Origin of the sequence: Arthrobacter sp. Ld5, assembly GCF_051172775.1 — a bacterium.
GTDB lineage: Bacteria > Actinomycetota > Actinomycetes > Actinomycetales > Micrococcaceae > Arthrobacter_D.
On record NZ_JBPKBO010000024.1, the window covers coordinates 487,048 to 513,382 of the forward strand.

Sequence of the window (26,335 nt, forward strand, 5' to 3'; positions counted from 1 at the left end):
GCATCTGGGTCGATACCGGCGCTCCGCGAGCTTGCGGTCCAAGTCTAGCGGGGATTCCGCGCCGACCCGCGCGGGCCGTGCTGCACGTGCGTCCCCGACGGCGTCGCGGCCCGACCTACTGCGCTCCCGGCGCCCCCAGCAGGTCCTTCGCACTGTTCCATCGTGCGATCTGGCAGCCGTCTGTCAGCGCGAACGATCCCAGCACCGGAGTCCCGTTCAATTCCCCGGTGATGCTCGCGGTCTGCGGGCCGCCGTACTGCTGGGTGCAGACCACGTCCTTGTTCGGGCGCGCGGTGAAGAAGGCCGTGCCGAGCCGCGCGAGGGCCGCGCAGGCGACGTCGGCGTCCGGGTGCGTGGAGGCCGGTCCGGGGGCGCCGTCGACGCATTCGAGGACGTACTGCACGGGGTCGGAGGAGTCGTCCTGCCGGACGGAGATGGTCAGCAGGGCGTTCGTCGAGGCATCCGAGGGCGCCGCGGACGCCGGTGGGCCCGAGGGTGCCGGACCGGGGGCGGCGCTGTCGTCCGGCGTGGACGAGGGGGTGGAGGACTGCACAGCGGTCTCCTGTTCATCGGGCTCGGTGGCCGGCTCGCCCTGGCCGCAGGCGGACAGGGCGAGGGCGAGGGCGGCGAGGGGGAGCAGGACGCGCCGCGCGGTTCCGCGCACCCGACGGGACGTCGGTGTCGGTTCGGTGCTGGTCATGGCGTCCCCTTTGGCTGGCTTCCCAGCGTAACGGCTGGCGGTAGGACAACGAGGGACGACGGCGCGACGTCCCGGCCGCCCCGTGACGGAGCGCTGTGACGGAGCGCCGGGAGGGATCACCGGAGGGATCAGCGACGGGAGCGCTGTGACGGAGCGCCGAGAGGGAGCGCCGGGAGGGAGCCCGAGCCGCTAGGGAGCGTCCAGCGCGGCGTCGAGCAGGTCGAGGAGCCGGCGGCGGAGCGCCTGCGACTCCTCGGCGAAGCCGCGTTGCAGCCGGACGTACTCGGCCTTGCCCTCGGCCGTCTCGATCGCGATCGGCGTGTACCCCCAGTCGGCCAGGTCGTAGGGGGAGGCCCGCATGTCCATCGTCCGGATCCGCCAGGACAGCTCGAAGCAGTCCATGACGATCTCGCTGGGCAGGAGCGGTGTGAGCTTGTACGCCCACTTGTAGAGGTCCATGTTGGCGTGCAGGCAGCCCGGTTGCTCGAGGTCCCGCTGCGCCCCGCGCGTGGGCGTGTGCTCGTTGAGAGGCACGGCCTCCGGGGTGTAGAACCGGAAGGCGTCGAAGTGCGTGCAGCGGATCCGCGCGGAGTCGACGACGCCGTCGGTGCCGTCCGCGCCGAGACGCAGCTGCAGGTAGTCGTGGCGCACGCCGTTGACGGCCGACCGGTACGCCATCGCCCACTCGTGCAGCCCGAAGCAGCCGAACTGCGCGGGCCGCGCGGCCGTCCGGGCGAGGATCACGCGGGCGAAGTCGACGGCGTCGCGCCGCTCGACGGCGAAGCGCTCGGCGTCCACCCGCACCCCGTCGTCGTCGGCCGCGTAGTACTTCCAGGCGGCGCGCCCGAGCGCGGCCGGTCCCGTCAGGACGACGGCGGCGCCCGGGTGCCACCGCATGAGCTGGCCCGGCTTCTGGTTGTAGTAGGTGAAGAGGAAATCCTCCACCGGGTGCCGCACCCCGCGCGACCGCCTGTCGAGGTAGGGCTCCGCGAAGCGGGCCACGCGTTCCTGGTGCTGCTGCTCGCGGTCCTGCCAGGCGTCCTCGGCGAGGCGGGTCGGGGCGAGGGGCATTGTTCCATTATCACCCCGACCATGTCTGGTAAAGAGCCTGTGAAATTTCTGGGTGACGCGCCGCGATCCGTCTGGTGGGGGCTGTGTTGCCTCGGGTAAGTTTGTGCTCGCCGTGGCGTCTGTGAGCGGAATCACAGGGGTGGGGTCCCATACGGGAGACCGCGGCACCGGGGGAGGGCTTCGGCCGGCCCGCACTTTTCACGAGAGGCACTACCTTCCTATGACACAACGGAGAAATGCCGGGCAGGGGCGCGCTGGTCTGCGCGCGGCCGCGGCGATCGTTCTGGGTCTGCCACTACTGGTCTCGTCGACGGCCGTGGCGCCCGCTGCTTTCGCGGCCCCGGCGACGTCGGTGACGCCGCAGAAGGCGCCCGCCAAGAACCTGGATCCGGCGCAGTACCCGGCCGGCAAGTACATCGTGGTGCTCGCCGACAAGCCGGTGGCCACCTACGAGGGCGGCGTGCAGGGGATCGCCCCGACGAAGCCCCAGCCGGGCAAGAAGCTCGACGCGCAGGCGAAGAACGTCCAGCAGTACTCGACGTTCCTCGAGGCCAAGCAGCAGGAGGTCGCCGCCGAGGGCAACATCGAGGTCGACCGCTCCTACACCGCGGCGATCAACGGATTCGCCGCTGACCTCAGCGCCGACCAGGCCGTCGAGCTCGCCAAGAGCGACGAGGTCCTCATGGTCGCGCCGGACGTCGAGAACGCCCCGGACTACTCCACCATCGACTTCCTCGGCCTCGACGGCAACAAGGGAGCCTGGAAGACCCAGTTCGGCGGCAAGAAGAACGCGGGCAAGGGGACGGTCGTCGGCGTGATCGACACCGGCTACGCCCCCGACAACCCCTTCTTCGCCGGCAAGCCCGTCAAGCCCCTCCCCGGCAACTCCAAGCCCAAGGTGGGCGAGCCCTACCGCGACGCCGCCGGCAAGATCGCCATGCTGAAGGCCGACGGCACCACGTTCGTCGGCGACTGCCAGGTCGGCCAGGGGTTCGACGGCAGCCTCTGCAATTCGAAGGTCGTCTCCGCGCAGTACTTCGCCGATGCCTTCATCGCGAGCGTGCCCGCCGAGAACCGCGCACCCCAGGAAGTCCTCTCCCCCGTGGACATCGACAACCACGGCACCCACACCGCCAGCACCGCCGCCGGCAACGCCGGCGTCACCCAGACCGTCGACGGCCGGGACTTCGGTGTCTCCTCCGGCGTGGCCCCCGAGGCTAAGATCTCGGTCTACAAGACCTGCTGGGAGGACACGAACCCCAACACGGGTGGCTGCTACTCCTCCGCGTCGGTCGACGCCATCAACAAGGCCATCCTCGACGGCGTGGATGTGCTGAACTACTCGATCTCCGGCAGCACGACGACGACGACGGACCCCGTGTCCCTGGCGTTCCTGTCGGCCACCTCCGCCGGCATCTTCGTCGCCGCCTCGGCAGGCAACTCGGGCCCCACCGCCAGCACGGTGAACCACGGTGCCCCGTGGATGACCACCGTCGCCGCGAGCACCTTCAACTACGAGCTGCAGGGCACCGCCGAGTTCTCGGACGGCACCAAGTACCGCGGTGCCTCGATCATGCGCGCCGGCGTTCCCGCCAGTCCCGTCGTCCTCGCGGCGAACGTGGCGGCGGCAGGCGCGGCCAGCCCGAGCCTGTGCGGCCCCAACACCCTCGATCCCGCGAAGGTCGCGGGCAAGATCGTGGTCTGCGACCGCGGCGTCGTCGACCGCACCGCGAAGAGCGACGAGGTCAAGCGCGGCGGAGGCGTGGGCATGATCCTCGTCAACCTCGTCGACTCCTCGACGGACACCGACCAGCACGTCGTGCCCACCGTGCACGTCAACGCCCCCGAGGCCCTCGAGCTCAAGGCGAAGGTCGCGGCGAACCCGTCGATCACCGTCGCCCTGCAGCCCACGGACACCACGGGCAAGCCCCTGCCTCCCACGCCGCAGATCGCCGGGTTCTCCTCGCGCGGCCCGCTGCTGGCCACCGACTCGGACCTGCTCAAGCCTGACATCACGGCTCCCGGCGTGGCCGTCCTCGCGGGCGTCTCCACCATCGGGTCCAAGGGTGCGCAGTTCGGGTTCCTCTCGGGCACCTCCATGGCCTCGCCGCACGTCGCAGGCTTCGCCGCGCTGGTCCTCGCCAAGAACCCCGCCTGGTCCCCGGCCACCGTGAAGTCGGCCATGATGACCACCGCCTACCCGCTGAAGACCGCCACCGGCGGCGTCGAGACCGACGTCCTCGCCGTCGGCGCCGGGCACATCAACCCGGCGACCGTCCTCAGCCCCGGACTGGTCTACGACCAGACGACGGACGACTACCTCCGCTTCATCCAGGGCACGGGCGTCGACCTCGGCGTCGAGGGCATCGAGCCGGTCGCCGCCAAGGACACCAATGTGCCGTCCTTCGCCCTGGGCAACCTGACCGGACGCATGGAGGTCACCCGCACGGTCACCGCCGTCACCCCCGGCCTCTACCGCGCGACGGCGAACGTCCCCGGCGTGAAGGTCACCGTCACTCCGGAGGTCCTGAACTTCAGTGCACCCGGCGAGAAGCGGACCTTCAAGGTCTCCTTCGAGAACCAGAGCGCCCCGTTCGGCACGTTCGCCGGCGGGTCCCTCACGTGGTCCGGCCAGGGCAAGACCGTCACCTCACCCGTGGCCGTCCGCCCGCAGGCCGTCAAGGCTCCGGCCGAGGCGTCCTTCGCCTCCACCGGTCCTGACGGCAGCGGCACCTTCGACGTCACCTCGGGCACCAACACCCCCATCCCGATGACGCTGCAGGGCCTCGGCAAGGCCGACACCACGGCGATCAACCTGACCCCCGGTGACCTCGCCAACGCGAACAACGCCTCCAACGCCGTCAAGGACGTCACCGTCCCGGCCGGCGCCCCGATCGCCCGGTTCTCGGTGCTCTCCAGCGACCCGTCCGCGGACTTCGACATGTTCCTGATCACGCCGGCCGGCACCCTCACCCAGGTGGCGACGGCGGATGCCAGCGAGACCATCACCCTCGAGAACCCGGCACCCGGCAACTACCGGATCATCGCCAACCTGTACGCCAGCACCGGGAACGCGCCGACCGCCGGTACCATCGACGCCACGGTCCTCAGCGGTACCGAGGACAACGCGACGCTGACCCCGAACCCGCTCGCCCTCGCGAACGGCAGCACGGGCAAGGTCACCCTCGCCTGGACGGGCCTGGAGCCCGGCTCCTATGTGGGCCGCGTGACCTACGCCGGATCCTCGGCCGTGACCTACGTGACGGTCGTCGTCGACGGCCAGGGCACCGCGACGGCCGAGCCGGCCGCGGAGCTCCCTGCCGTCAGCCCGGCGGACAAGCTCCTCACCGGACCCCGGGAGGCCATCACCCCCACCGGGAACAAGTAACACCCCCTGAAGAACAGGCAGAAGGCCGGTGGATCCCTGATCCACCGGCCTTCTGCCTGTCCGGCGTCCGTCCGTCGATGCGCGCCGACCCACCGCGCGAGGTCGTGGAGTGGGAATGTTCGAACATTCCCACTCCAGGCCCGCAGCCGGTGGGCGGACGCCGCCCGGAAGGGCGTCCCGGGGGTGTCTAGCGGCCGGTCCCGGCGTACACGGTCGCGGTGGTCTCTCCGTCGAGCTCGAACGCGGCGTGCACGGCGCGCACCGCGGTGTCGAGCAACTCCGCGCCGGTGACGACGGAGATGCGGATCTCCGACGTCGAGATCATGTCGATGTTTACGCCGGCGTCGGACAGGGCGCGGAAGAAGCGGTAGGAGACGCCGGGGTTCGACCGCATGCCCGCGCCGATCAGCGAGAGCTTGCCGATCTTCTCGTTGTAGTCGACCGATTCGAAGCCGACGCGGTCCCGGGCGGCGTCGAGCGCGGCGAGTGCCTCGGCGCCGTCGACGATCGGGAGGGTGAACGAGATGTCCGTGCGGCCCGACCCGTGCGTGGAGACGTTCTGCACGATCATGTCGATGTTCGTGTTCGCGCCGGCGACGATCCCGAAGATCTCGGCCGCCTTGCCGGGGATGTCGGGTACGCCGACCACCGTGACCTTCGCTTCGGAGCGGTCGTGCGCGACGCCGGAGATGATGGGCTGTTCCAAGGGTTCTCCCTCTTGAATCTTGATCTGGTCGTCGGGGCTGGGCAGCACCCAGGTGCCCTCGTTGTGGCTGAAGGACGAGCGGACGTGCAGGGGGACGCCGAAGCGGCGGGCGTACTCGACGCACCGCAGGTGCAGGATCTTGGCACCCGACGCCGCCATCTCGAGCATCTCCTCGCTCGAGATCGTGTCGATCTTCTGCGCCGACGCGACCACCCGGGGATCGGCGGTGTAGACGCCGTCCACGTCCGTGTAGATCTCGCAGACGTCAGCATCGAGCGCGGCGGCGAGGGCGACGGCGGTGGTGTCCGATCCGCCGCGGCCGAGGGTCGTGATGTCGTTGCTGTCGCGGCTCATGCCCTGGAAACCGGCGACGATCGCGACGTCGCCCTTCTCGATGGCCGTGCGGATGCGGTGCGGGGAGACGTCGATGATCCGCGCCTTGCCGTGGATGGCATCCGTGATCATGCCGGCCTGGCTGCCGGTGAAGGACTGCGCGGAGGCGCCGGCCGCGTGGATCGCCATCGCCAGGAGGGCCATGGAGATGCGCTCGCCCGCGCTCAGGAGCATGTCCATCTCGCGCGCGTCCGACGACGCCGGGCTCACCTGGTCGGCGAGGTCCAGCAGTTCGTCCGTGCTGTCACCCATGGCGGAGACGACGACGACCACCTGGTGGCCCGCGGCCTGGGTGTCGACGACCCGCTGAGCGACGCGCTTGATCCCGTCGGCGTCGGCCACCGAGGATCCGCCGAATTTCTGGACTATGAGGCTCATGCACTCACTCACTGGAGAAGGAGGACGGCGGCGTCAGCCGGCCGTGCTTGCGGGAACGGGCGGCAGCGTCGGCGCCTGGGCGGGGATCCTGATCCCACGCCCGTGCCAGTGTAGCGGCGGGGGAATCGTCCGCTCAAAGTCGGCGTCGCAATAAGAACGTCGCGGCGTCCGGGCCACGGGCTCCCGCATCGCCTAGGGTCGGAGCATGACCGACGAATATGGGGGAATCGTCGTCGAGGGGGTCGCGCGGAGCTTCGGCTCGGTGCAGGCCGTCCGCGACATCGATTTCGAGGCTCCGCCCGGGGAAGTGACCGCTCTGATCGGTCCGAACGGCTCCGGCAAGACGACCCTGCTGCTGATGATGGCGAGCCTGCTGGCTCCCGATCTCGGCAGCGTCCGTGTGGCGGGCTTCGATCCCGTCGCGCAGCCGGGGGAGGTGCGCAGCAGGGTCGGCTGGATGCCGGACACCCTCGGGGCGTGGGAAGCGCTGACCGCCCGGGAGGTGCTGGCGTCGATCGGCGCGCTCTACGGGATGAGCCGCCCGGACAGGACCCGGCGGGCCGTCGAACTCCTGGAGGCCGTGAAGCTCACCGAGTTCGGCGACCGGCCGGCACGGGTCCTCTCCCGCGGGCAGCAGCAGCGTCTCAGCCTGGCCCGTGCCCTGATCCATGACCCCCAGGTGCTGCTCCTGGACGAGCCGGCGTCGGGTCTCGACCCCGGGTCGCGGGTGGACCTGCGGTCGCTCCTGCGCTCCCTCGCAGCCGAGGGCAAGACCGTCGTCGTCTCGAGCCATGTCCTGTCGGAGCTCGACGAGATCGCCGACCGCGCCGTCTTCATCAGCCGCGGGCAGTCGGTGAAGAGCCAGACACTCGACGAGGCGGGCGTGCAGACACGCCGGTACTACATCCAGGCCGAGCCGATGGACTCCCTCGCGGCGGCCCTGCAGAGCCACGGCATCCGTTTCGAGGCGCGCCTCGACTCGCGGCGCGAGGAATTCCTCGTCCAGCTCGGCAGCACCGCGGAGGCCTCCTGGCTGCTGCGCACCCTGGTGATGGCCGACGTCGTCGTCACCGCCTTCGCACCCGCCGGCGGTGCGCTCGAAGAGACCTACATGAGCCTGGATACGGACCGACGATGAGCACAGTGACCGAACCCTCGACCCCTGATCACGTGCGAACCCCGACCTCGCTGCCCTTCCCGACCGCGGTCCGCACCGTGTTCACCCTCGAGATGAAGCAACGGTTGCGGGGCCGGGGCTGGTACTGGATGCTCGGCATCTGGTTCGCGGTGATCGGCTTCATCTTCGTCCTCGGCCTCGGCGTGCTCGGAACCACCGACAACGAGGGCGGGATCCTCTTCGACCTGATCGTCGGCTTCGTCCTCCTCTTCGGGCTCCTGGTCTCTCCCGGGCTCTCGGCGAACGCCGTCAACGGTGACCGCGCCGGCGGGACCCTGGCGATCCTGCAGGTCACCCTGCTGACGCCGGGACAGCTGCTCGCGGGGAAGTGGCTGGCGTCCTGGGCGGGATCCCTCGCGTTCCTCGTCCTCGGCACGCCCTTCATCCTCTGGGCGCTGGCGCTCGGCGGTGTCAACGGTCAGGAGGCAGTGGTCTCGCTCCTGATGCTGGCGGTGGAACTCGGCATCGTCTGCGCGATCGGGGTGGGCGTCTCGGCGCTCGCCAACCGGCCCCTCTTCTCGATCGTCAGCACCTACATGCTGGTGGCCCTGCTGACCGTCGGCACGGTGATCGTCTTCGGACTGAGCACCCTGCTGGTGATGGAGGAGCGGACGATCAGGTCCTCCTACTACACCTATCCGGAGGGCAGCCTCGACAGCATGGGCGCGCCCGAGCCAGGGGCTCAACTGGAATGCGTGACGCAGACCTATCAGTCGGAGGTGCCGGACACGCAGTACATCACCTGGATCCTGGCAGCGAATCCGTTCGTCGTGGTCGCGGACGCCGTGCCCTACAGCGTCGAGGACCTGCCGGGGCCGGGGGCGCCGGACCCCTACGGTCCCGCCACCGGGCCGTACTACACGCCGGGCGTCATGGAGACGATCAGCCAGGGGGTGCGCTCGGCGCAGGCCGGGCCCGACACCGACCAGACCTGCGAGGAGACCGCCCAGGCGCTTCGGCCGCTCCCGCGGGAGACCCCGATCTGGCCGCTGGGGCTGGGGATCCAGCTGGTCCTGGCGACCGCGCTCCTGGTGGCCGCCCGCAGGAGGCTGACGATGCCGGCCGGGCGCCTGGCGCGGGGGACACGGATCGCCTGAAGGGTCCGTCCGGGGTCGCCGGCGTCAGGACATGACGCGGCGGCCCTCGAAGGCCCGGCCGAGCGTCACCTCGTCCGCGTATTCCAGGTCGCCGCCGACGGGGAGGCCGGAGGCAAGGCGTGTCACGGGGATGCCGATGGTCTTGAGCATGCGCACCAGGTAGGTGGCCGTCGCTTCGCCCTCCAGGTTCGGGTCGGTGGCAATGATGATCTCCTGGATCTGCGCATCCGACAGGCGGGCGAGCAGTTCGCGGATGCGCAGCTGGTCCGGGCCGACGCCCGCGATGGGGTTGATGGCGCCGCCGAGTACGTGGTACCTGCCGCGGAAGGAGCGCGTGCGCTCGACGGCGATGACGTCCTTCGATTCCTCGACGACGCAGATCATGGTGGCGTCGCGCCGCGGGTCGCGGCAGATGGCGCACTGCTCCTGCTCGGCGACGTTGCCGCAGATGCCGCAGAACTTCACGCGTTCCTTGACCGTCGTGATCGCCGTGACCAGGCGCTGCATGTCCTCGGCGTCGGCCTCCAGGATGTGGAAGGCGAGGCGCTGGGCCGACTTCGGGCCGACCCCGGGCAGGCGTCCGAGCTCGTCGATAAGCTCCTGCACTGCGCCTTCGTACACGGTGTGTCCTCTTCTGCCTGTGGTGATGGTGCCGATGCTCCGGCGCCGGGGGCCTGGGTCCGCACCCGCCCGCCGCACCGGCGGGAAGAAGCGCACCCTCCATTGTCCGCCCTCCGATGACGGCGGAGCGCCCGGAGGGCACCCGCGGCGTTACGCCCTGAGCGTGCGGGCGCGGCCTACTGGCCGTCGACGGTGCGTTCCTCGATCAGGCGTCCGTTGAGGATGCGCTCGATCGCGGTCCGACCCACGAGCGCCGATTCCTCGATCGTCTCGTCGTCGGCGCTGGGCTCGTCCTCCACGAAGCGCAGATCCACCGTGCCCCGCGTCGCCGCGGCCTCCTCGGCGCGCTTCCGTGCGGCTTCGTCGAGCAGCTGCTGATAGCGGCTGACCGGTTTCTGCCGGACGTCGCCGGCCGCGACCTGTCGATCCGGCCCGGCTCCGCCGTCGGGCGCCGCGTCGCGCACCGCCGCATCGGGCACCGCCGGGGCGGGGCCCGGTGCCGCGAAACGGGGTACGACGGGCTTCCTGGGCTCGACGGGTGCCGTGCGGGCGGCAGGCGCCTGGTGGGCCGTCTCCGGTTCCGCCGGCGCCGCACCGGGCGAGGAGGGCTCCGCCCGGTCTCCTCCGGACGTGGGTGGTGCAGCGTCCGGGGGGCTCCACACGACGGACCGGGACGCCGTCGGGGTGGGGGCCGGCCCCGCGGCAGTTCCCTCCGGCACGGTGCGGGGGCCGGGAGCGGACGGGCCCTGGGACATCGCGGGACGGGGGGAGCGCTGCGGGTTCACGCCTCGGCCGCCCGTCTCGTTCGGTGCGGGTGCGGGTGCAGGTGCAGGCGCGGGGGTTGTGCGCTGTCGAGCCCCTCCAGCTCCTCCGGTTCCGCGCGCTCCGTCGGCGCGGCGATCGAAGGGGTCCTCCGGCACGGAGGCCCAGGACGGACCGGGATCGAAGGCCTCCTCGGGAGGCTCCACTAGGGCCCAGGACTCGTCCGACATGGAGGGATCCCAGGCACCGACGGTCTCCGCGCCGGGTGCCGGCCGCTGCTCGGCCGGGCGGGTGCCGCGGTCGGCGCCGCCGGCCGCCCGGGGATCCTTCGCCCCGTGCGACGTGGGTGCGTCGCCGGCTGTCCCGCGCGCCGCAGCGGACGGCGCAGCGGTCCCATCCGCGGTGACTGCGCGGTCCGGGCGGTGCGTGTCGCCCGCCGGTTCCGGTGCGGACGCGGTCCCCTCGTGGGCGGCGGACCCGGTGGTCGGTGCCGGGCCCGGTCGGGGATCCCCGGCGGCCGACGGCGTCGGGGATCCCACCGTTGCGGCGTCGGATCGACCGGCCGACGGCGTCGGTGCATCGCCCGGTCGGGCGTGTCCCGCCGCGGAGTGCGCAGGAGCACTCACTCCGGAGTCATGCGGTCCGCGGCCCGTGGGCGAGGACGGCGCGACAGGAGCAACCCCAGCGGCTCCGGCGTGCTGGGGCGCAGCCCCTGCGGGCGGTGAGGATGCCCCCGGTCCCGCCGTCGGAGTGCCTCCCGCGTGCTGTCGAGCATCGTCCTGCGTGGGCGGACTGTCGGCGCGCTCGGGCGCCGGGGAAGCAGGGCTCGGGCTGCTACCCGGGCCCGCCGTGCGGGCCGGTACTTTTGGGCCCGACTCACCCGCCCCGCCGGCGTCGTGGACCGCTTCGATGGAGCAGGTGAGGCCGAGGACCTTGTGGATCGCCTGCTTCACGTTGTCCATGTGGGGTCCGCGCTGGAACCCGATGGCGTTGCCCTGGTTCACGAAGGCCAGGACCAGCTGGTTGCCCTCGAACGATCGCGGTTTGGCCGAGACGTTGACGATGAGCCAGGTGGCACGTTTGATGTGCGCGACCTCGTTCATGATCTCGGGCCAGGCGCGTCGGATCATCTCGACATTGCCGCCGGACGCCGTGGACTGCCCCTGCCGGTCCGGTGCGGGCTGCCGGGATCCCTGCTGCGGCTGGTCAGGACCGCCCGGGGTGTGGGCCGGAGACTGCGGGGACGAGCGCTGCTCGGGCTGCTGCCTGCCATCCGCGGTCGGCTGCCGGAACGGTTCGCCGGTGGGGCCCTGCTGCCCGGGGGCGCTGCCGGCCGGCCTGCCCTGCGAGCGTTCCTGTGCCTGCGGGGCCTGACCGCTCCGCGGCGCCCCGCCGTCGACGGGGGAGCCCTGACCCGCGGGCCCTGCTTGCGGCGCCGGTCCGTCGAACGAGCGTTCCCTCGCGGCAGGGCGTTCACCGCGGGCTGCCGGGCTCGCCGGGGCGTCCGGCGTCGAGGTACCCGGGACCGGGGCTCCAGGCGCCGCGGTCGCGTCGGCGCTCCCCGTGGAGTTCTGATCGCCTTCGGCGCCGGGTGCGCCGGGTGCGCCGGGGGTGCCCGCCGCGTCCGGGGCGAGCGTCGCCCCCGGAAGGTGTCCGGGGCCTGGGGTGCCTGGGGTGCCGGAGGCGCTCGGATCGCCCGGGGAGCCTGGCGCGCCTGCCGCAGCGGGGGCGCCCGGCGTCGCGTCCGGAGCGCCAGGCGCGGGACGCGTCGCGGTCGGCGCCTCGGGCGCGGGGGCTGCGAACGCGGAGTCGGTGGAGACGCCCCAGTTGCCGCCCCAGTCCGGTGAGGAGTCCGTTGCGGGAGTCTTCGGCTGGGCGGCGGCGGGGACGGCAGGGGTGCCCGCCGCCGCAGGGACCGCGGGGGCGGCCGGGTCGGCGACCGGCAGCGACCAGCGCGCGGCAGCCTCCTCGGCGGTCCGGGGCACGCCGTCGAGCCGTGGGCGCGCAGGCTTCGCCGGTTCGGCCGCGGTCTCCGGCGCGGCGGCCGGTTCGCTGCCGCCGTCGGCGGCGGGCGTCCCGGCGGCGTACTCGAGGCGGCGCTCGATGCGGTCCACCCGGGCGAGCGTGCCGCGTACCGAGGCATCCGCTGCCGGGAGCAGGAGGCGCGCGCACAGCAGTTCGAGGTGCAGCCGCGGAGACGTGGCGCCGGTCATCTCGTTCAGGGCCGCGTTGGTGACGTCGGCGGCACGGGACAGCTCGCCGGCGCCGAGCTGGTTGGCCTGCGTGCGCATGCGGTTCAGCTGGTCGTCGGGCACGCCGCGAAGGATGGAGGCGGCCCCCTCGGGGACGGCGTTGATGACGATCAGGTCGCGGAACCGCTCGAGCAGGTCCTCGACGAAGCGCCGGGGGTCGTGCCCGGTCTGGATCACGCGGTCCACGGCGTTGAACACCGTCGCGGCGTCGCCGGCCGCCACGGAGTCGACCACGTCGTCGAGCAGGGTCGCGTGCGTGTAGCCGAGGAGGGAGACGGCGAGCTCGTAGTCGAGGCCGGTCTCGCCCGCGCCGGCCATGAGCTGGTCGAGCACGGAGAGGGAGTCGCGGACCGACCCGCCGCCGGCCCGGACCACGAGCGAGAGGACGCCCGGGGCCACCGGCACGTTCTCCTGGCGGCACAGCAGCTCGAGGTAGGCCATGAGGGGCTCGGGCGGGACGAGCCGGAACGGGTAGTGGTGCGTCCGCGAGCGGATGGTGCCGATCACCTTGTCCGGCTCGGTGGTCGCGAAGATGAACAGGATGTGCTCCGGCGGTTCCTCCACGATCTTCAGCAGCGCGTTGAAGCCCGCCGAGGTGACCATGTGGGCCTCGTCGATGATGAAGATCTTGAAGCGGTCGCGGACGGGGGCGAAGGTGGCGCGCTCGCGGAGATCCCGGGCATCGTCGACCCCGCCGTGGCTGGCGGCGTCGATCTCGATGACGTCCAGGCTGCCCGAGCCGTTCCGGGCGAGTTCGACGCAGCTGTCGCACACGCCGCACGGTGTGGACGTGGGCCCCTGCGCGCAGTTGAGGCAGCGGGCGAGGATCCGCGCCGAGGTGGTCTTGCCGCAGCCACGGGGCCCGGAGAACAGGTAGGCGTGGTTAATGCGGTCCTTGTCGATGGCCGCCATCAGCGGTTCGGTGACGTGCTCCTGGCCGATGACGTCCGCGAAGGTCTCGGGACGGTAGCGGCGGTAGAGGGCTGTACTCACGGAGAAACCTTATCGGTTGGTGCTGACGGTTTGCATGCCGGTCCGGCGTCGGTGGGGAACAGGGCGGCGGGGTCGACCACCCAGGGGTGGCGCGGCAGCCGTCCCGGGTCGAACACCGCGAGGGCCGCGTCCAGGCTCCCACCGGGCAGCCCCAGCGCGCTCAGGATCGTGTCCAGGACGGCTGCTGCGGACCGACCCTGTCCGGCGAGGTCCTCCAGCGTGACGGCGCCGTCGCGCTTCGCCAGGCGGCGGCCCTCGGCCGTCACTGCCAGCGGGACGTGCGCGTAGGTGGGCACCGGCTGGCCGAGGAGGGAGGCGAGATAGGCCTGGCGCGGGGCCGAGTCGAGGAGGTCCTCGCCCCGCACCACCTGGTCGATGCCCTGGGCGGCGTCGTCGAGGACGACGGCGAGGTTGTAGGCGATCACGCCGTCGTTCCGTCGCAGGACGAGATCGTCGACCGGCGCCGTGACGCGCCCGGCGAGCCGGTCCTCGACGGTCCAGCTGTCGACGGCGGAGCGCAGCCGCAGCGCCGGGCGGCGCTCGAGCCGGCGTCGTGCCCGCTCGTCCTTCCCGAGGGTGCGGCACGTGCCGGGATAGAAGCCGGGGCGGCCGTGCGGGGCGCTCGCCGCCTCGGCGATGTCGCGCCGCGTGCAGAAGCACTCGTAGGCGAGGTCCTGGCCGATGAGCTGCTCCAGCGCCCGGGTGTACCGGGGGATGTGGTCGCTCTGGCGCAGGACCGGCTCGTCGGACACGAGGCCGAGCGTGGCCAGTTCGGCGAGCTGCTCCGCCTCGGCGCCGGCGCGGACGCGGTCCAGGTCCTCCACCCTGACCAGGAAGCGGCGTCCGGTGGAGCGGGCGAAGAGCCAGGCGAGCACCGCCGTGCGGAGGTTGCCGACGTGCAACTGGCCCGAGGGGCTCGGGGCGAAGCGGCCGGCGCCCGTGTCTGCCACCGTGGAACCTCCCGCTGCCGCGCGCTTAAAGTGAAGACCCCCCATGCACCTGCCAGAGCCCGCTTACCCTTGCTACCTTCCGGTCCTGGGGGAGTTCACAGGATGACACCACATGAGGGGCCGGGAAATAGTCTACACAGTGCATCGCGTGGGGTTCGAATCCGCAGGGCAGGGTCGCAGGAACGCTGCCGGGTCCCCGCGATTCGGCAGGAACCGGTTGTATGGGTATTCTGGTATCTGCTCCAAATGAGGAGGATTCGCCTAGCGGCCTATGGCGCACGCCTGGAACGCGTGTTGGGTTCACGCCCTCGGGGGTTCAAATCCCCCATCCTCCGCCAGCTCGACCAGCAGGACCCCGGCTCCGGCCGGGGTCCTGCTGCGTTAAGCCGATGACGGGTCCGCGGTGGTGACGCGGCGGATGCGGTTCTTCGCGGCGGTCTCCGCCGGACCCTCCGGCCCCAGTCCCAGGCGGATGGTCCCGAGGACCAGCCGCACCGCCGTCCGGATCGGCAGCGGGACCGGTCCGAGGGACGGCACCCGCAGGCCGAGCATCTCGCGATGGCGCGGCTCGAGCGTCGCCACCGCCCCCGCGAACAGGATCCGGTACCCGAGGCGCTGGGACCGGGGCAGCGGCGGACGGCGGATGTAGGTCAGCGCCTCCTGTACCTGCTCGCTGTTCCTGAGGTCGTCGTCGAACGCGGCGAGCTGCTCACGGAGCTCGGCGGCGGACCGCGGCGGGTCCTCGAGGCCCATCAGCCGCCCGGCCTGCGCCCATTCCGCCACGTACTGGTCCACGCCGCCCGGGATGGGCCCGCCGTACGCGGAGTGCGCGGCCACGAAGGCATCGGTGAACGCGAGGTGCACCCACCGGATCAGGTCCGGATCCGCCGCCGAATAGGGCCGCTCGACGCCCCGGCTGTCGGTGTAGGTCCCGTGCACCCGGGTGTGGAGGCGCTGGACGAACGCCGACCCTTCCCGTGCCGCGACCGTGGACCCGTACGTCACCGTGAAGATCCAGCGGATGGTGTTGGCGAGCCGTCCGAGCGGCTCCTCGCGGAAGTCCGAGTGGGCGTGCACGCCCGCCATGGCGCCGGGGTGCAGCGTCTGCAGGAGGAGTGCGCGGATGCCGGCGACAGTCGGCGTCATGGAGCTGTGCACCGTCCACACGGCGGAGTCCACGGGGAAGTAGCCGACGTCGTCGCCCTTCTCGAACTCGAACTGCCACTGGGGGATGGTCGGATCACCGTCCGTGAAGGTCGTTCGGAGCTGCGTCTTCCACGTGTCGATGATTCCCATCCGGTGACCCGTCCTGTCGGTGTCCTGCGGCCGGCCTCCGGGCCGCCGTTCCTTCCAACGTGCCCGCGGGCCGCTTTGCTCCGTCCGGGCGGGGAGCCCCATCCGCGGCGTGCGACGATACGAAGCACGAGCACCACCGAGACCCCGGGAGCCACCATGTCCTCGCCCGATCTGTACGGGATCGACCTCACCATGAACGACGGCAGCACGAAATCCTTCGGGGAGTTCCGCGGCCAGCCGGTCCTCGTGGTCAACGTCGCCTCGAAGTGCGGGTTCACCCCGCAGTACGCGGGCCTCGAGGCCCTGTACGGCCGGTACGCGGCGGAGGGCCTCGTGGTGCTCGGCATGCCCTGCAACCAGTTCATGGGCCAGGAACCCGGGGACGACGGCGAGATCGCCGAGTTCTGCTCGAGGACCTTCGGCGTCACCTTCCCGCTGATGGCCAAGGGCGACGTCCGCGGCAAGGACCAGCACCCGCTCTACCGGCAGCTGACCACGTTCAGGACCGGGCTCCTGCCCGGCCTCGTGAAGTGGAACTTCGAGAAGTTCCTGGTCGGCCGCGACGGCGGGATCCTCGCGCGGTTCGCCCCGACGGTCGAACCGGATGCGCCCGAGGTGATCGCCGCGATCGAGGACGCCCTGGCGCGACCCGCCGCCTGACCGGCGTCCCGGGACCGCCGCGGCCCCGCCTTCCGGGGCCGCCACGGGTCTCAGCTCTCCGGGACGGCCGCGGGTCCTGGCCTTCCCGGGACCGCCACGGGTCCTAACCGAGGGACGCGACGCAGCGCGCGAGGAAGGCGGCGCCCGCCTCCTCGTGGATGAGCGAGCCCTCGGTGAGGACCTCGTAGGGCTTCGCCGGCACGCCGTCGGCCGGCCGGACGTCCACGTGGGCGAGGTCGTAGCCCTGCTCGTGCAGGTAGTCGGCCATCGCGTAGTCGGTGCGCGAATCGCCCACCGTCCGCCACGTGCGGGGCAGGTCCATGATCGGTGCGACGAGGGTGAGGGCACGCTCGGCGCCGAGGTCCTTGCCCACCCGGACGGATTCGATGTCGGTGGAGATGATGGTCGGGTCCACCCGGTACTCGATGTCCCCGTTGCTGTCCGGCTCCTCGCGGTCCAGCCGGCAGGCGCCCATGTCGTGGCTGTGCATGATGTCGAGGACGTCGTCGTCGAAGGAGCGCTGGCCCACCAGGTAGTCAGCGTTCGCCGCGTCGAGGGACTGCTCGACGGAGACCATGGCCAGCTTCGTCTCGTCGAAGAACATGAGGTGCGAGTACTTCTCCTCCACGAGGTCCCGCACGTCGTCGGCGAAGCTCGTGGGCAGCGCGAGCCCACGGTCGAGGAAGACCTCCCCGGCGCCGTCGGCCGTGAACGAGAACCAGGTGGCGCCCTTCTCGCAGACGGCGTGGAAGGTCACCCCGGCCGGGAGACCCGCGGCGAGCATCGGCGCCATGACCTGCTCCCGGATGAACGCGTCCGAGCGGCCCGTGTTGAACACCACGGGCCAGCCCGCGACGGCGAGCGTGAGCAGGTCGGCGATGATCCCGGCGGGCACCGTCCGCGTCACGGGGCTGGCCACCGGGCCGTCGACGTCGAGCAGGAGCCCCTGGGCGGGCCGTCCCCGGCCGGGGGAGAGCGGGGCGGCGGGCAGCAGGTCGAGCGGGGCATCCGTAGGCATGGCTCCATTATGTTCCGCAGCGCGCCGGCCGCTCCATTCGCGACCGACACCGGGGACACCGCGGCGGGAGCGGCGTGACAGACTCGCAGCATGAGCGCAGGGTCGGGCATCGTCGTCGTCGGGTCCATCAACGCGGACCTCGTGGTCACCGCCCACCGGCACCCGCGCCCCGGCGAGACCGTGGCCGGCCGCTCGATGACCGTCCTGCCCGGCGGCAAGGGCGCCAACCAGGCGGTCGCCGCGGCCCTGCTCGGCGCCGAGGTCACGCTGATCGGTGCCGTAGGATCCGACGCCTACGCCGACGTCGCCCTCTCCGTCCTGACGACGGCAGGCGTGGACCTGCGGCCCGTCCAGCGGACCGCTGGGGCCACGGGGATCGCGGTCATCCAGGTGGCCGACGACGGCGAGAACACCATCGTGGTGCTGCCGGGAGCCAACGCCGGGATGACCCCCGGGCTCGTCAAGGCCTCCGCCGGCGCCATCCGGGAGGCCGCCGTCGTCGTCGTCCAGGGTGAACTGCCCGCGGATGCCACCGCCGCGGCCATCCGTCTCGCCGCCGGACGCGTCATCGTCAACCTGGCGCCCGTCATCGCCGTCGATGCTGCGGCGCTCCTCCGCGCGGACCCGCTGGTGGTCAACGAACACGAGGGGGCGCTCGTCCTCGCGCACCTCGGGGGCCCGACGTCCGTGGACCACGGAGCGGTCGTCGAGGGCCTCCTGGGCCTCGGCTTCGCATCGGTGGTGATGACGCTCGGCGACGCGGGGGCCCTCGTCGCCGAGCGTGGCGTCCTCCACCGGGTCCCCGCGCCGCAGGTGACCGCGGTCGACACGACCGGCGCCGGGGACGCCTTCGTCGGAGCACTCGCGGCGCGCCTCACCGCAGGCGAACCACTGCGCGACGCCGTCCGGTTCGCCGTGCGCGTCGGCTCCTCCACGGTCCAGCGCCCGGGCGCCCAGCCCTCCTATCCGACGTCCGCCGACGAGCTTCCCGCGTTGCCGGAGGGCCCATCGGCGTAACCATTGGGCCACGGGATGACGGGCTCCGGACCGGCGCGTTCCATTGGTCGAAGCAATTACTTACCCTAGAGGGGTGATCTTCAAAGCAGTGAGTGACGGCCGGCCGTACCCGGACCACGGATACGTGACCCCCAAGGACTGGGCGGAAGTGGCTCCCCGGCAGGTGCGGCTCGACGACCTGGTGACCACCAAGACCACGCTCGACCTCGAGGCGCTGCTCGCCGAGGACTCGACGTTCTTCGGCGACCTCTTCCCGCACGTGGTGCGGTGGAACGACACGATGTACCTGGAGGACGGCCTGCACCGGGCCGTCCGGACCGCCCTGCACCAGCGGACCATCCTGCACGCGAGAGTCCTCGTGCTCGATGAGTGAGCACGGGTCGCCGCGCCACCAGCGGGCGCAGGCCAAGCAGGACCCGACCGAGTGGCACGGCCAGCGGATCGTGACGGAGACGGATCTCGGCGCGGTGTTCACGGAGGACGACGACGACCGCGGCGGCCGGGTGTCGATGCGGAAGGTCTTCCACGGCGTCGTCCTCGTCCTTCTCGTCGGGCTCGTGGGCGCTGCGGTGTACATCGCCCTCGGCATCACGCGCGGCGACATCAGCATCGGGGCGCCCGAGACGGCGGTCCCCGAATCCAGACCGACGTCGACGTGCCCGGCCGGACCGTTCGACTACCAGGACCCGAGCAGCATCAACGTCAACGTCTACAACAGCACCAGCATCGACGGGCTCGCCACCACCGCGGCGGAGCAGCTCCGCGGCCGGGCCTTCGCGGTGCGCGAGATCGGTAACAGGCCCGTCGGCCGGACCGGTATGACGGCGATCATCGTCTCGGGCGAGGCCGGGCGCAACAACGCGTTCACCCTGCAGCGCACCATCCCCGACTCGATCTACGTGGCCGACGAGCGCGCGGACCGGACGGTCGATGTCGTCCTCGGTTCGGGCTACGCCGGCGTCATCGCGCCCGAACGGCTGGACATCACTCCCGCAGGGCTGACCTGCGCCCCGGAGGAGGGCGCCACGGCTCCGCCTGCTCCGACGCCCACGGCACCCTAGGGGCGTCCACGCAGGAGGGACGGCACCCTAGGGGCGTCCCTCCCGTTCTCCCGCGCCGGGGTCATGCGGCGGCGAGCGACCTCTCGTCCCGCAGGTACTTCGCGTACGCGGTCACGGTCAGGAAGGCCGGGAACTGCGTGCCGAGGGCCACCTCCTCGAAGACCTCACGGGCCTCGTCGAAGCGGTCGCCGTCGAATCGCGTCAGCGCGGCGAACTCCTCGTCGAGCAGCTCGGTCACCCGCTCCCGGGTGATCACCTCGCCGTCGTCCGTGAGGGCGCTCGTGTGGATCCACTGCCAGATCTGCGACCGCGAGATCTCGGCCGTCGCGGCGTCCTCCATCAGGTTGTTGATGGCGGCGGCGCCGTTGCCCCGCAGCCAGGACTCGATGTACCGCACCCCGACCTCGAGGTTCTCGCGGACACCGCGCTCCGTGATGGTGCCCGGCGTCGCGGCGATGTCCAGCAGGGCCGCGTCGTCCGGGCGGACGTCGTCGCGCCGGCGGTCGAGCTGGTTGGGACGGTCGCCGAGCGCCGCGTCGAAGACCTCCATGGCCACGGGCACGAGGTCCGGGTGCGCCACCCATGAACCGTCGAAGCCGTCGCCGGCCTCCCGCGTCTTGTCCGCCCGCACCTTCTCCAGGGCGAGGGCGTTGGCCTGCTCGTCGCGCCGGTTCGGGATGAACGCGGCCATGCCGCCGATGGCGTGGGCGCCGCGGCGGTGGCAGGCGCGGACGAGCTGTTCGGTGTAGGCGCGCATGAACGGCGCCGTCATGGTGACGGCGTTGCGGTCCGGCAGCACGAAGCGGGGGCCGCGGGTGCGGAAGTTCTTGATGACGGAGAAGATGTAGTCCCACCGACCGGCGTTGAGGCCCGCCGCGTGGTCCCGCAGCTCGTACAGGATCTCCTCCATCTCGAACGCCGCCGTGATGGTCTCGATCAGCACGGTGGCGCGGATGGTGCCCTGCGGGATGCCGAGCAGGTGCTGCGCCTGGACGAAGATGTCGTTCCACAGGCGCGCCTCGAGGTGGTTCTCGATCTTCGGGAGGTAGAAGTACGGTCCGCGTCCCTGGTCGATCAGCGTGCGGGCGTTGTGGAAGAAGTAGAGCGCGAAGTCGAACAGTCCGCCCGCGACGGCGACGTCCTGGATGAGCACGTGCTTCTCGGACAGGTGCCAGCCCCGGGGCCGGACGACGATCGTCGGCAGCGTGTCCGCGGCGCCCTCGACCCGGTACTCCTTGCCTTCGGGCGAGGTGAAGCCGATGCGCCCCGCGAGGGCGTCCCGCAGGTTCAGCTGTCCGTTGATCACGTTGGACCACGACGGCGTCGAGGAGTCCTCCATGTCGGCGAGCCACACCTTCGCCCCGGAGTTGAGGGCGTTGATGGTCATCTTGCGGTCCACGGGCCCGGTGATCTCCACGCGGCGGTCCTCGAGGCCGGGTGCCGTGGGTACCACGCGCCACGACGCGTCCTCGCGGATGTGTCGTGTCTCGGGCAGGAAGTGCGGGTCCGCGCCGGCCGCCACGGCCTTGCGCTGGCGGCACCGGTGGTGGAGGAGTTCGTCGCGGCGCTTGTGGGTGGCCCGGTGCAGCGCCTTGACGAAGTCCAGGGCCTCGCGGGTCAGGATCTCGCCCTGGCGCTGGACGGGCGGCGCGGTGAGGGTGATGCCGTTCAGGGTGTAGGGGTCGTTCATGGTGTGCTCCTGGGAGTTCTGGGTGCCGATTCGGGGGTCGGGAGGACAGGAAGGACCGCCCGGACCCGGGTCTCGTGGTCTTCTCCGTCCTCCCGGCGGGGAGGATCAGTGGAACTGCTGCGTCTCGGTGGACCCGGCGAGGGCGAGGGTGCTGCCGCCGGGGTTGAGGGCCGTGGCCACCTGGTCGAAGTAGCCGGTGCCGACCTCACGCTGGTGCCGGGTGGCGGTGTAGCCGCGGGACTCGGCGGCGAACTCGCGCTCCTGCAGGTCCACGTAGGCGCTCATGCCGTTGCGGGCGTAACCGTGGGCGAGGTCGAACATCGAGTAGTTGAGGGCGTGGAAGCCGGCGAGGGTGATGAACTGGAACGTGAACCCCATGGCACCGAGTTCGCGCTGGAACCGGGCGATCGTGGCGTCGTCGAGGTGCTTGCGCCAGTTGAACGACGGCGAGCAGTTGTAGGCGAGCATCTGGTCCGGGAACTCCGCCTTGATCCCCTCGGCGAAGCGCCGCGCCAGGTCGAGGTCGGGGGTGCCGGTCTCCATCCAGAGCAGGTCCGCGTACGGTGCGTAGGCCCGGCCGCGGGCGATGCACGCCTCGAGGCCGTTGCGCACATGGTAGAAGCCCTCGGGGGTGCGCTCGCCGGTGACGAACGGCTGGTCCCGCTCGTCGACGTCGGACGTGATGAGCGTGGCGGCTTCGGCGTCCGTGCGGGCCACGATCACCGAGGGGGTCCCCGCGACGTCGGCCGCGAGGCGCGCCGCGTTGAGGGTGCGCACGTGCTGCTGGGTGGGGATGAGGACCTTGCCGCCCAGGTGTCCGCACTTCTTCTCCGACGCGAGCTGGTCCTCCCAGTGGATGCCGGCCGCTCCGGCCTGGATCATCGACTTCATGAGCTCGTAGGCGTTGAGCGGTCCGCCGAAGCCGGCCTCGGCGTCGGCGACGATCGGCACGAGCCAGTCCTCGACGGTCGAGGTGCCCTCCGCCCATTCGATCTGGTCGGCCCGGAGCAGCGCGTTGTTGATGCGGCGGACGACGGTGGGCACGGAGTTCGCCGGGTACAGCGACTGGTCCGGGTAGGTGTGCCCGGAGTTGTTGGCGTCCGCGGCCACCTGCCAGCCGGAGAGGTAGATGGCACGCAGCCCGGCCTTGACCTGCTGGACGGCCTGGTTGCCGGTGAGGGCGCCGAGGGCGTTCGTGTAGGCGCCGGTGGTGGCTTCCTCGGTGAGCTGGCGCCACAGCTTCTCGGCGCCGCGCCGCGCGAGGGTGTGTTCCTCCTGGATGCTGCCGCGCAGGCGGACGACGTCGGCCGCCGAGTAGTCGCGCCGCACGCCTTCCCAGCGGGGATCGGCCGACCACTCGAGGTCCAGGGCACGGGCGGCGTCCGCCGCCGCGCCCTGCAGCCCGGTGGAGGAGGGGGTGGAGGGTGAGGATTCCTGCGTCATTGCTGTCTCCTTGGTCGGTGGCCGGCTGCCCGGCGGGTGTGGAATCAACAATTCGCCACTTCTGCCGGGCTTCCTACCCCGCGGCTCTGGCAAGAAACGCACTTCTTCGCTTATCGTCAAGAAATGACGACTCCCGCGTGGGCTCCGCCCTCCTCCGCTCCTGAGCCGAGCGTCGAAGGCCAGGCCCTCGACCTCATCAGCCTCGGTCGGCGCGTGCGCCATCTTCGCAAGGCCAAGGGGCTGACCCTCGACGAGCTGGGTGCCGCCGTCGGGACGGTCGCGTCGCAGCTGTCCCTCGTCGAGAACGGCAAACGGGAGCCGAAGCTCGGCATGCTCCAGCGCCTCGCGGCGGCCCTCGGGGTGACGATCGACGAACTGCTCGGGGCGGAGCCGCCGTCGCGCCGGGCCGCCCTCGAGATCGCGCTGGAGCGCGCGCAGCGCGGCCCCCTCTACGAGTCGCTCGGACTGCCGAAGGTCCGCATCTCGTCGAGGCTGCCGCTGGAGGTGCTGGAGTCACTCGTGGGCCTGCAGGGTGAGCTCGAGCGCCGGCTGAACGAGCAGGTGGCCACGCCGGAGGAGGCGCGGCGGGCGAACGCCGAACTGCGAGCGGTGATGCGGGAGCGGAACAACTACTTCCAGGAGATCGAGGCCCGGGCGCAGGGCGTGCTCGACGCCGTCGGGTACGGCGCGGGACCGGTGTCCCAGCACCTGATCGCGGACATCGCCGCGCACCTGGGCTTCTCCCTGCACCATGTGGCCGACCTGCCGCATTCCACCCGCTCCGTCACCGATCTCAAGAACCGCCGCATCTACCTCACGCAATCGCAGCGGACCGACCACGACCCCCGCTCGGTGCTGCTCCAGGCGCTCGGGCACTACGTCCTGGAGCACAGGACCCCCGAGAACTACGGCGAATTCCTGCGCCAGAGGGTCGCCACCAACTACTTCGCGGCGGCCCTGCTGCTCCCCGAGCGGCCCACGGTCGAGTTCCTGCGGGCGGCGAAGGCGGCGAAGGAGATCTCGGTGGAGGACATCCGGGACAACTTCGCGGTGTCCTACGAGACCGCGGCGCACCGCTTCACGAACCTCGCCACCGAGCACCTCGACATCCCCACCCATTTCCAGAAGACGCACAAGAGCGGGATCATCTACAAGGCCTACGAGAACGACGGCGTGACCTTCCCGCAGGACCATACCGGCGCCATCGAGGGCCAGCCCTCGTGCCGCCGCTGGACCTCGCGCGTGGTGTTCGACGTCCAGGACAAGTTCCGCGCCTACAACCAGTACACCGATACCCCGAGCGGCACCTACTGGTGCACGGCCCGCACGGAGCGGGCGGCGAGCGGGGAGTTCTCGCTGAGCATCGGGGTGCCGTACGCGCACGTGAAGTGGTTCCGCGGGCGGAACACCGACATCCGCGAGAAGTCCTTCTGCCCCGACGAGTCGTGCTGCCGGCGGCCGCCCGCGGAGCTCGCCCGGGAATGGGCCGGACAGGCGTGGCCGAGTGCGCGCGCCCACTCGCACCTGCTCGCGGCGATGCCGCCGGGAGCCTTCCCCGGCGTCGACGAGACCGAGGTGTACGCGTTCCTCGCGACGCACTCGGGCTGACGCAGGCGTGTCCGGGCCGACGCCGGGCGGGTCGACGGCGGCGTCCGGGCACGCCTGCCAGGCGGGGTCAGCGGCGGTTCCTGAGCGCCCTCCGCCGGAAAGCGAGGGGGTAGGCGACCCAGAAGATCGCCTCCACGATCACGAGCGCTCCTGCCGCGACGAGGCTGGCGGGCCGACCCAGCACGAGGTCGAACACCAGCCAGAGGGTTCCCGCGAGCACCACGCCCACGAGGGCCGTGGCGATCGGGATGATGGTGGAGGTGTGCCTGACCAGGGTTCCCTTGGCGTGGAGGCCGAACAGGGCCCGGTGCAGGTTGATCGTGGACAGCAGCAGGGTCTGGATCATGACGGACAGGCACACCAGGCACAGGTAGACGGTCACCTGGAGGTCCTGGAGGGCGTCGAAGCGGGACTGGAAGGGCAGGATCAGCAGGAAGCCTGCCAGGATCTGGATGCCCGCCTGCATGACGCGCAGTTCCTGCAGCATCTCCTGCCAGTTGCGGTCCAGGCGCTGGTTGGCGCTCTCCCCGCGTCGGTCGTCGCGGGAAGGACGTCGCGTCGACGACCCTGGCCCGCGGGCACCATCGCCCGGAGCCGGGGTGTCCCCGGTCCCGGCGCCCTGCCCCGCGGCGGCGTCCATCACATGCCGGCTACCTGGTGGACCCCGCGCCGCCCTGCCAGACGGCGTCGAACGGGGCGTTGGAGGCGATGCGGTGGCGGATACCCTCGGTCACGAACGCTTTCGCCGTGCGGGCGGCGGCCAGTGGCGTCGAGCCCTTGGCGAGCTCGGCGGCGATCGCCGCGGCGAGCGTGCAGCCGGCACCGCTGACCGCGACCTCGCCGACCTTCGGGGAGGACAGGACCTCGAGCGTCTCGCCGTCGAAGTAGACGTCGACGGCGTCGGGACCCTCGAGGCGCACACCACCCTTCGCGAGGACCACGGCCCCGCTCTGGCGGTGGATGATGCGGGCGGCTTCCTTGAGGTCGTCGAGCGAGCGGATGCTGATGCCGGAGAGGGACTCCGCTTCGAAGTGGTTCGGGGTGACGAAGGTCGCCAGCGGCAGGATGCTCGCCTTGAGCGCCTCGTCGGTGTCGAGGGCGGCGCCGGGCTCCTGCCCCTTGCAGATGAGCACCGGGTCCAGGACGACGTTGTCCCACTCCTGGCCCTTCAGCGCCGAGGCCACGGTGTCGATGGTCGCCGGGGTGCCGAGCATGCCCAGCTTGACGGTGCGCAGGGGGTAGCAGGACTGGATGGCCTCGAGCTGGTCCGCGATGACCTGCTGGTCCACCGGTACGAAGCGGTGCTGCCACTCGTTGTTCGGATCGAAGGACACGATGCAGGTGAGGGCCACGACGCCGTAGACGCCGAGTTCCTGGAACGTCTTGAGGTCGGCCTGCGCTCCGGCGCCGCCGGTCGCCTCCGAACCGGCGATGGTGAGGGTGACGGCGGGGGCTGCGGAAGGCTGGGTGTCGGACATCGTCCTAGTCTGCCCGACTCGGCTCCGCGGCGGCCACTCCCTGCGGCGAGAGGGCGTGATGGGCCGCCTCCGCCGCGGTGTCCGCGTCCCGGTTCGTCGGGCAGCGCCGATCCGGGCTCATGGCCCGGCTCCCGGCCCGGTGGCCTGCTCGGTTTCCTGCACCCGGACCAGCTTCCAGACGCTCGCGCGGGCGAGGGCGGCCGCCGCTCCGATGATCAGGGCGATGGGAAGGCTTTCGAGGAACACCCGGGAGGGGGAGAGCAGGGCGATGACGGCGAAGGACGCCAGGGTGAAGCCGGCGAAGAAGACGCCGACATGCACCCATTGGTTCGCCACCGGGCGCAGCAGGAGCCCGAGCACGATGCCGAAGGGCAGGCACGTGATGACGCCGACGCCGACGCCGTACAGAAGCGCCAGGAGGAAGACGCCCGGGGCGTCCGGGCCCCAGGAGGCGGCGAACGCCAGGGCGAGGGTCACGAGTCCCACGAGGAACCCGACGGCGACGGCGCGGACCCCGAAGGTCACCCGGTGGCGGGGGTTCGGCGCACGGCGGGCTGCGCCGTCGTCGGCCGTCAT

Annotated in this window: 21 protein-coding genes, 1 tRNA gene and 1 other RNA gene; 9 read left to right on the plus strand and 14 right to left on the minus strand. The window is 71.5% G+C overall.

Annotation, left to right across the window (positions count from 1 at the left end):
* Positions 1 to 115: 115 nt before the first annotated feature.
* Both ACSGDB_RS15345 and ACSGDB_RS15350 read right to left on the minus strand, forming a co-directional pair.
* A complete protein-coding gene (locus tag ACSGDB_RS15345; RefSeq protein WP_434995799.1) occupies positions 116 to 700 on the minus strand; it encodes an SSI family serine proteinase inhibitor in 585 nt (194 codons plus the stop codon).
* Between the two features lie 189 nt (positions 701 to 889).
* Positions 890 to 1,771: a 3-methyladenine DNA glycosylase gene (locus ACSGDB_RS15350; RefSeq protein WP_434995801.1), complete on the minus strand. Its 882-nt coding sequence runs from the start codon at positions 1,769 to 1,771 to the stop codon at positions 890 to 892.
* 220 nt (positions 1,772 to 1,991) lie between these two features.
* Between ACSGDB_RS15350 and ACSGDB_RS15355 the strand changes: the two genes are divergently transcribed.
* Positions 1,992 to 5,159, plus strand: a complete 3,168-nt coding sequence (locus ACSGDB_RS15355) for a S8 family peptidase (RefSeq protein ID WP_434995803.1) — start codon at positions 1,992 to 1,994, stop codon at positions 5,157 to 5,159.
* A 187-nt stretch (positions 5,160 to 5,346) separates the two neighbouring features.
* Here the strand turns inward: ACSGDB_RS15355 and ACSGDB_RS15360 are convergent, their stop codons facing one another.
* The gene (locus ACSGDB_RS15360) at positions 5,347 to 6,636 is read right to left on the minus strand and encodes an aspartate kinase (protein ID WP_434995804.1); all 1,290 of its coding nucleotides are present in this window, start codon (positions 6,634 to 6,636) and stop codon (positions 5,347 to 5,349) included.
* Positions 6,637 to 6,841: 205 nt separating this feature from the next.
* Here ACSGDB_RS15360 and ACSGDB_RS15365 point away from each other — a divergent pair, with 205 nt between their 5' ends.
* Both ACSGDB_RS15365 and ACSGDB_RS15370 read left to right on the plus strand, forming a co-directional pair.
* Complete coding sequence (locus ACSGDB_RS15365; protein ID WP_434995806.1) at positions 6,842 to 7,774, plus strand: ABC transporter ATP-binding protein; 933 nt, start codon at positions 6,842 to 6,844, stop codon at positions 7,772 to 7,774.
* Positions 7,771 to 8,910 carry an ABC transporter permease gene (locus tag ACSGDB_RS15370; protein WP_434995807.1) on the plus strand — a complete coding sequence of 380 codons (1,140 nt, stop codon included), beginning with the start codon at positions 7,771 to 7,773 and terminating at the stop codon, positions 8,908 to 8,910. The genes ACSGDB_RS15365 and ACSGDB_RS15370 overlap by 4 nt, the downstream gene beginning before the upstream one ends.
* Positions 8,911 to 8,934: 24 nt before the next feature.
* Here the strand turns inward: ACSGDB_RS15370 and recR are convergent, their stop codons facing one another.
* The 4 genes from recR to ffs all read right to left on the minus strand — a co-directional run bounded on the left by recR (position 8,935) and on the right by ffs (position 14,613).
* On the minus strand, positions 8,935 to 9,531 hold the full coding sequence (recR, locus tag ACSGDB_RS15375; RefSeq protein ID WP_434995808.1) for a recombination mediator RecR: 597 nt from the start codon (positions 9,529 to 9,531) through the stop codon (positions 8,935 to 8,937).
* Positions 9,532 to 9,707: 176 nt separating this feature from the next.
* Positions 9,708 to 13,538: a DNA polymerase III subunit gamma and tau gene (locus ACSGDB_RS15380; protein ID WP_434995810.1), complete on the minus strand. Its 3,831-nt coding sequence runs from the start codon at positions 13,536 to 13,538 to the stop codon at positions 9,708 to 9,710.
* Positions 13,535 to 14,488: a tRNA glutamyl-Q(34) synthetase GluQRS gene (gluQRS, locus tag ACSGDB_RS15385; RefSeq protein WP_434995811.1), complete on the minus strand. Its 954-nt coding sequence runs from the start codon at positions 14,486 to 14,488 to the stop codon at positions 13,535 to 13,537. The genes ACSGDB_RS15380 and gluQRS overlap by 4 nt, the downstream gene beginning before the upstream one ends.
* Positions 14,489 to 14,517: 29 nt before the next feature.
* An RNA gene (ffs, locus tag ACSGDB_RS15390) (signal recognition particle sRNA small type) lies at positions 14,518 to 14,613 on the minus strand.
* 125 nt (positions 14,614 to 14,738) lie between these two features.
* Here ffs and ACSGDB_RS15395 point away from each other — a divergent pair.
* A tRNA-Ser gene (locus ACSGDB_RS15395) sits at positions 14,739 to 14,826 on the plus strand.
* Between the two features lie 43 nt (positions 14,827 to 14,869).
* Here the strand turns inward: ACSGDB_RS15395 and ACSGDB_RS15400 are convergent.
* On the minus strand, positions 14,870 to 15,784 hold the full coding sequence (locus ACSGDB_RS15400; RefSeq protein ID WP_434995813.1) for an oxygenase MpaB family protein: 915 nt from the start codon (positions 15,782 to 15,784) through the stop codon (positions 14,870 to 14,872).
* A gap of 156 nt (positions 15,785 to 15,940) precedes the next feature.
* Between ACSGDB_RS15400 and ACSGDB_RS15405 the strand changes: the two genes are divergently transcribed.
* Entirely contained in the window at positions 15,941 to 16,444 is a 504-nt protein-coding gene (locus tag ACSGDB_RS15405; protein WP_434995814.1) for a glutathione peroxidase, read from the plus strand.
* A 103-nt stretch (positions 16,445 to 16,547) separates the two neighbouring features.
* Here ACSGDB_RS15405 and ACSGDB_RS15410 read toward each other — a convergent pair whose 3' ends face one another.
* Positions 16,548 to 17,462 carry a hypothetical protein gene (locus ACSGDB_RS15410; protein ID WP_434995816.1) on the minus strand — a complete coding sequence of 305 codons (915 nt, stop codon included), beginning with the start codon at positions 17,460 to 17,462 and terminating at the stop codon, positions 16,548 to 16,550.
* A 90-nt stretch (positions 17,463 to 17,552) separates the two neighbouring features.
* On the opposite strand from ACSGDB_RS15410, the gene ACSGDB_RS15415 reads away from it, so the two are divergent.
* The 3 genes from ACSGDB_RS15415 (at position 17,553) to ACSGDB_RS15425 (ending at position 19,540) form a co-directional block, all read left to right on the plus strand.
* A complete protein-coding gene (locus ACSGDB_RS15415; RefSeq protein ID WP_434995817.1) occupies positions 17,553 to 18,479 on the plus strand; it encodes a ribokinase in 927 nt (308 codons plus the stop codon).
* Positions 18,480 to 18,552: 73 nt separating this feature from the next.
* A complete protein-coding gene (locus tag ACSGDB_RS15420) occupies positions 18,553 to 18,852 on the plus strand; it encodes a type II toxin-antitoxin system VapB family antitoxin (RefSeq protein WP_434995818.1) in 300 nt (99 codons plus the stop codon).
* The gene (locus tag ACSGDB_RS15425; RefSeq protein WP_434995819.1) at positions 18,845 to 19,540 is read left to right on the plus strand and encodes a LytR C-terminal domain-containing protein; all 696 of its coding nucleotides are present in this window, start codon (positions 18,845 to 18,847) and stop codon (positions 19,538 to 19,540) included. Before ACSGDB_RS15420 ends, ACSGDB_RS15425 begins: the two co-directional genes overlap by 8 nt.
* A gap of 61 nt (positions 19,541 to 19,601) precedes the next feature.
* Here ACSGDB_RS15425 and aceB read toward each other — a convergent pair whose 3' ends face one another.
* Together aceB and aceA are read right to left on the minus strand one after the other, a co-directional pair.
* The gene (gene aceB / locus ACSGDB_RS15430) at positions 19,602 to 21,230 is read right to left on the minus strand and encodes a malate synthase A (protein WP_434995820.1); all 1,629 of its coding nucleotides are present in this window, start codon (positions 21,228 to 21,230) and stop codon (positions 19,602 to 19,604) included.
* Between the two features lie 105 nt (positions 21,231 to 21,335).
* The gene (gene aceA / locus ACSGDB_RS15435) at positions 21,336 to 22,673 is read right to left on the minus strand and encodes an isocitrate lyase (RefSeq protein ID WP_434995821.1); all 1,338 of its coding nucleotides are present in this window, start codon (positions 22,671 to 22,673) and stop codon (positions 21,336 to 21,338) included.
* Positions 22,674 to 22,796: 123 nt separating this feature from the next.
* On the opposite strand from aceA, the gene ACSGDB_RS15440 reads away from it, so the two are divergent.
* Positions 22,797 to 24,281, plus strand: coding sequence for a helix-turn-helix domain-containing protein (locus ACSGDB_RS15440; protein ID WP_434995823.1), 1,485 nt, complete (start codon positions 22,797 to 22,799; stop codon positions 24,279 to 24,281).
* A 67-nt stretch (positions 24,282 to 24,348) separates the two neighbouring features.
* Here the strand turns inward: ACSGDB_RS15440 and ACSGDB_RS15445 are convergent, their stop codons facing one another.
* The 3 genes from ACSGDB_RS15445 to ACSGDB_RS15455 form a co-directional block, all read right to left on the minus strand.
* On the minus strand, positions 24,349 to 24,921 hold the full coding sequence (locus ACSGDB_RS15445; protein WP_434995824.1) for a DUF6328 family protein: 573 nt from the start codon (positions 24,919 to 24,921) through the stop codon (positions 24,349 to 24,351).
* Positions 24,922 to 24,931: 10 nt separating this feature from the next.
* Positions 24,932 to 25,759 carry a bifunctional hydroxymethylpyrimidine kinase/phosphomethylpyrimidine kinase gene (gene thiD / locus ACSGDB_RS15450; protein ID WP_434995825.1) on the minus strand — a complete coding sequence of 276 codons (828 nt, stop codon included), beginning with the start codon at positions 25,757 to 25,759 and terminating at the stop codon, positions 24,932 to 24,934.
* 117 nt (positions 25,760 to 25,876) lie between these two features.
* Complete coding sequence (locus ACSGDB_RS15455; protein WP_434995827.1) at positions 25,877 to 26,335, minus strand: hypothetical protein; 459 nt, start codon at positions 26,333 to 26,335, stop codon at positions 25,877 to 25,879.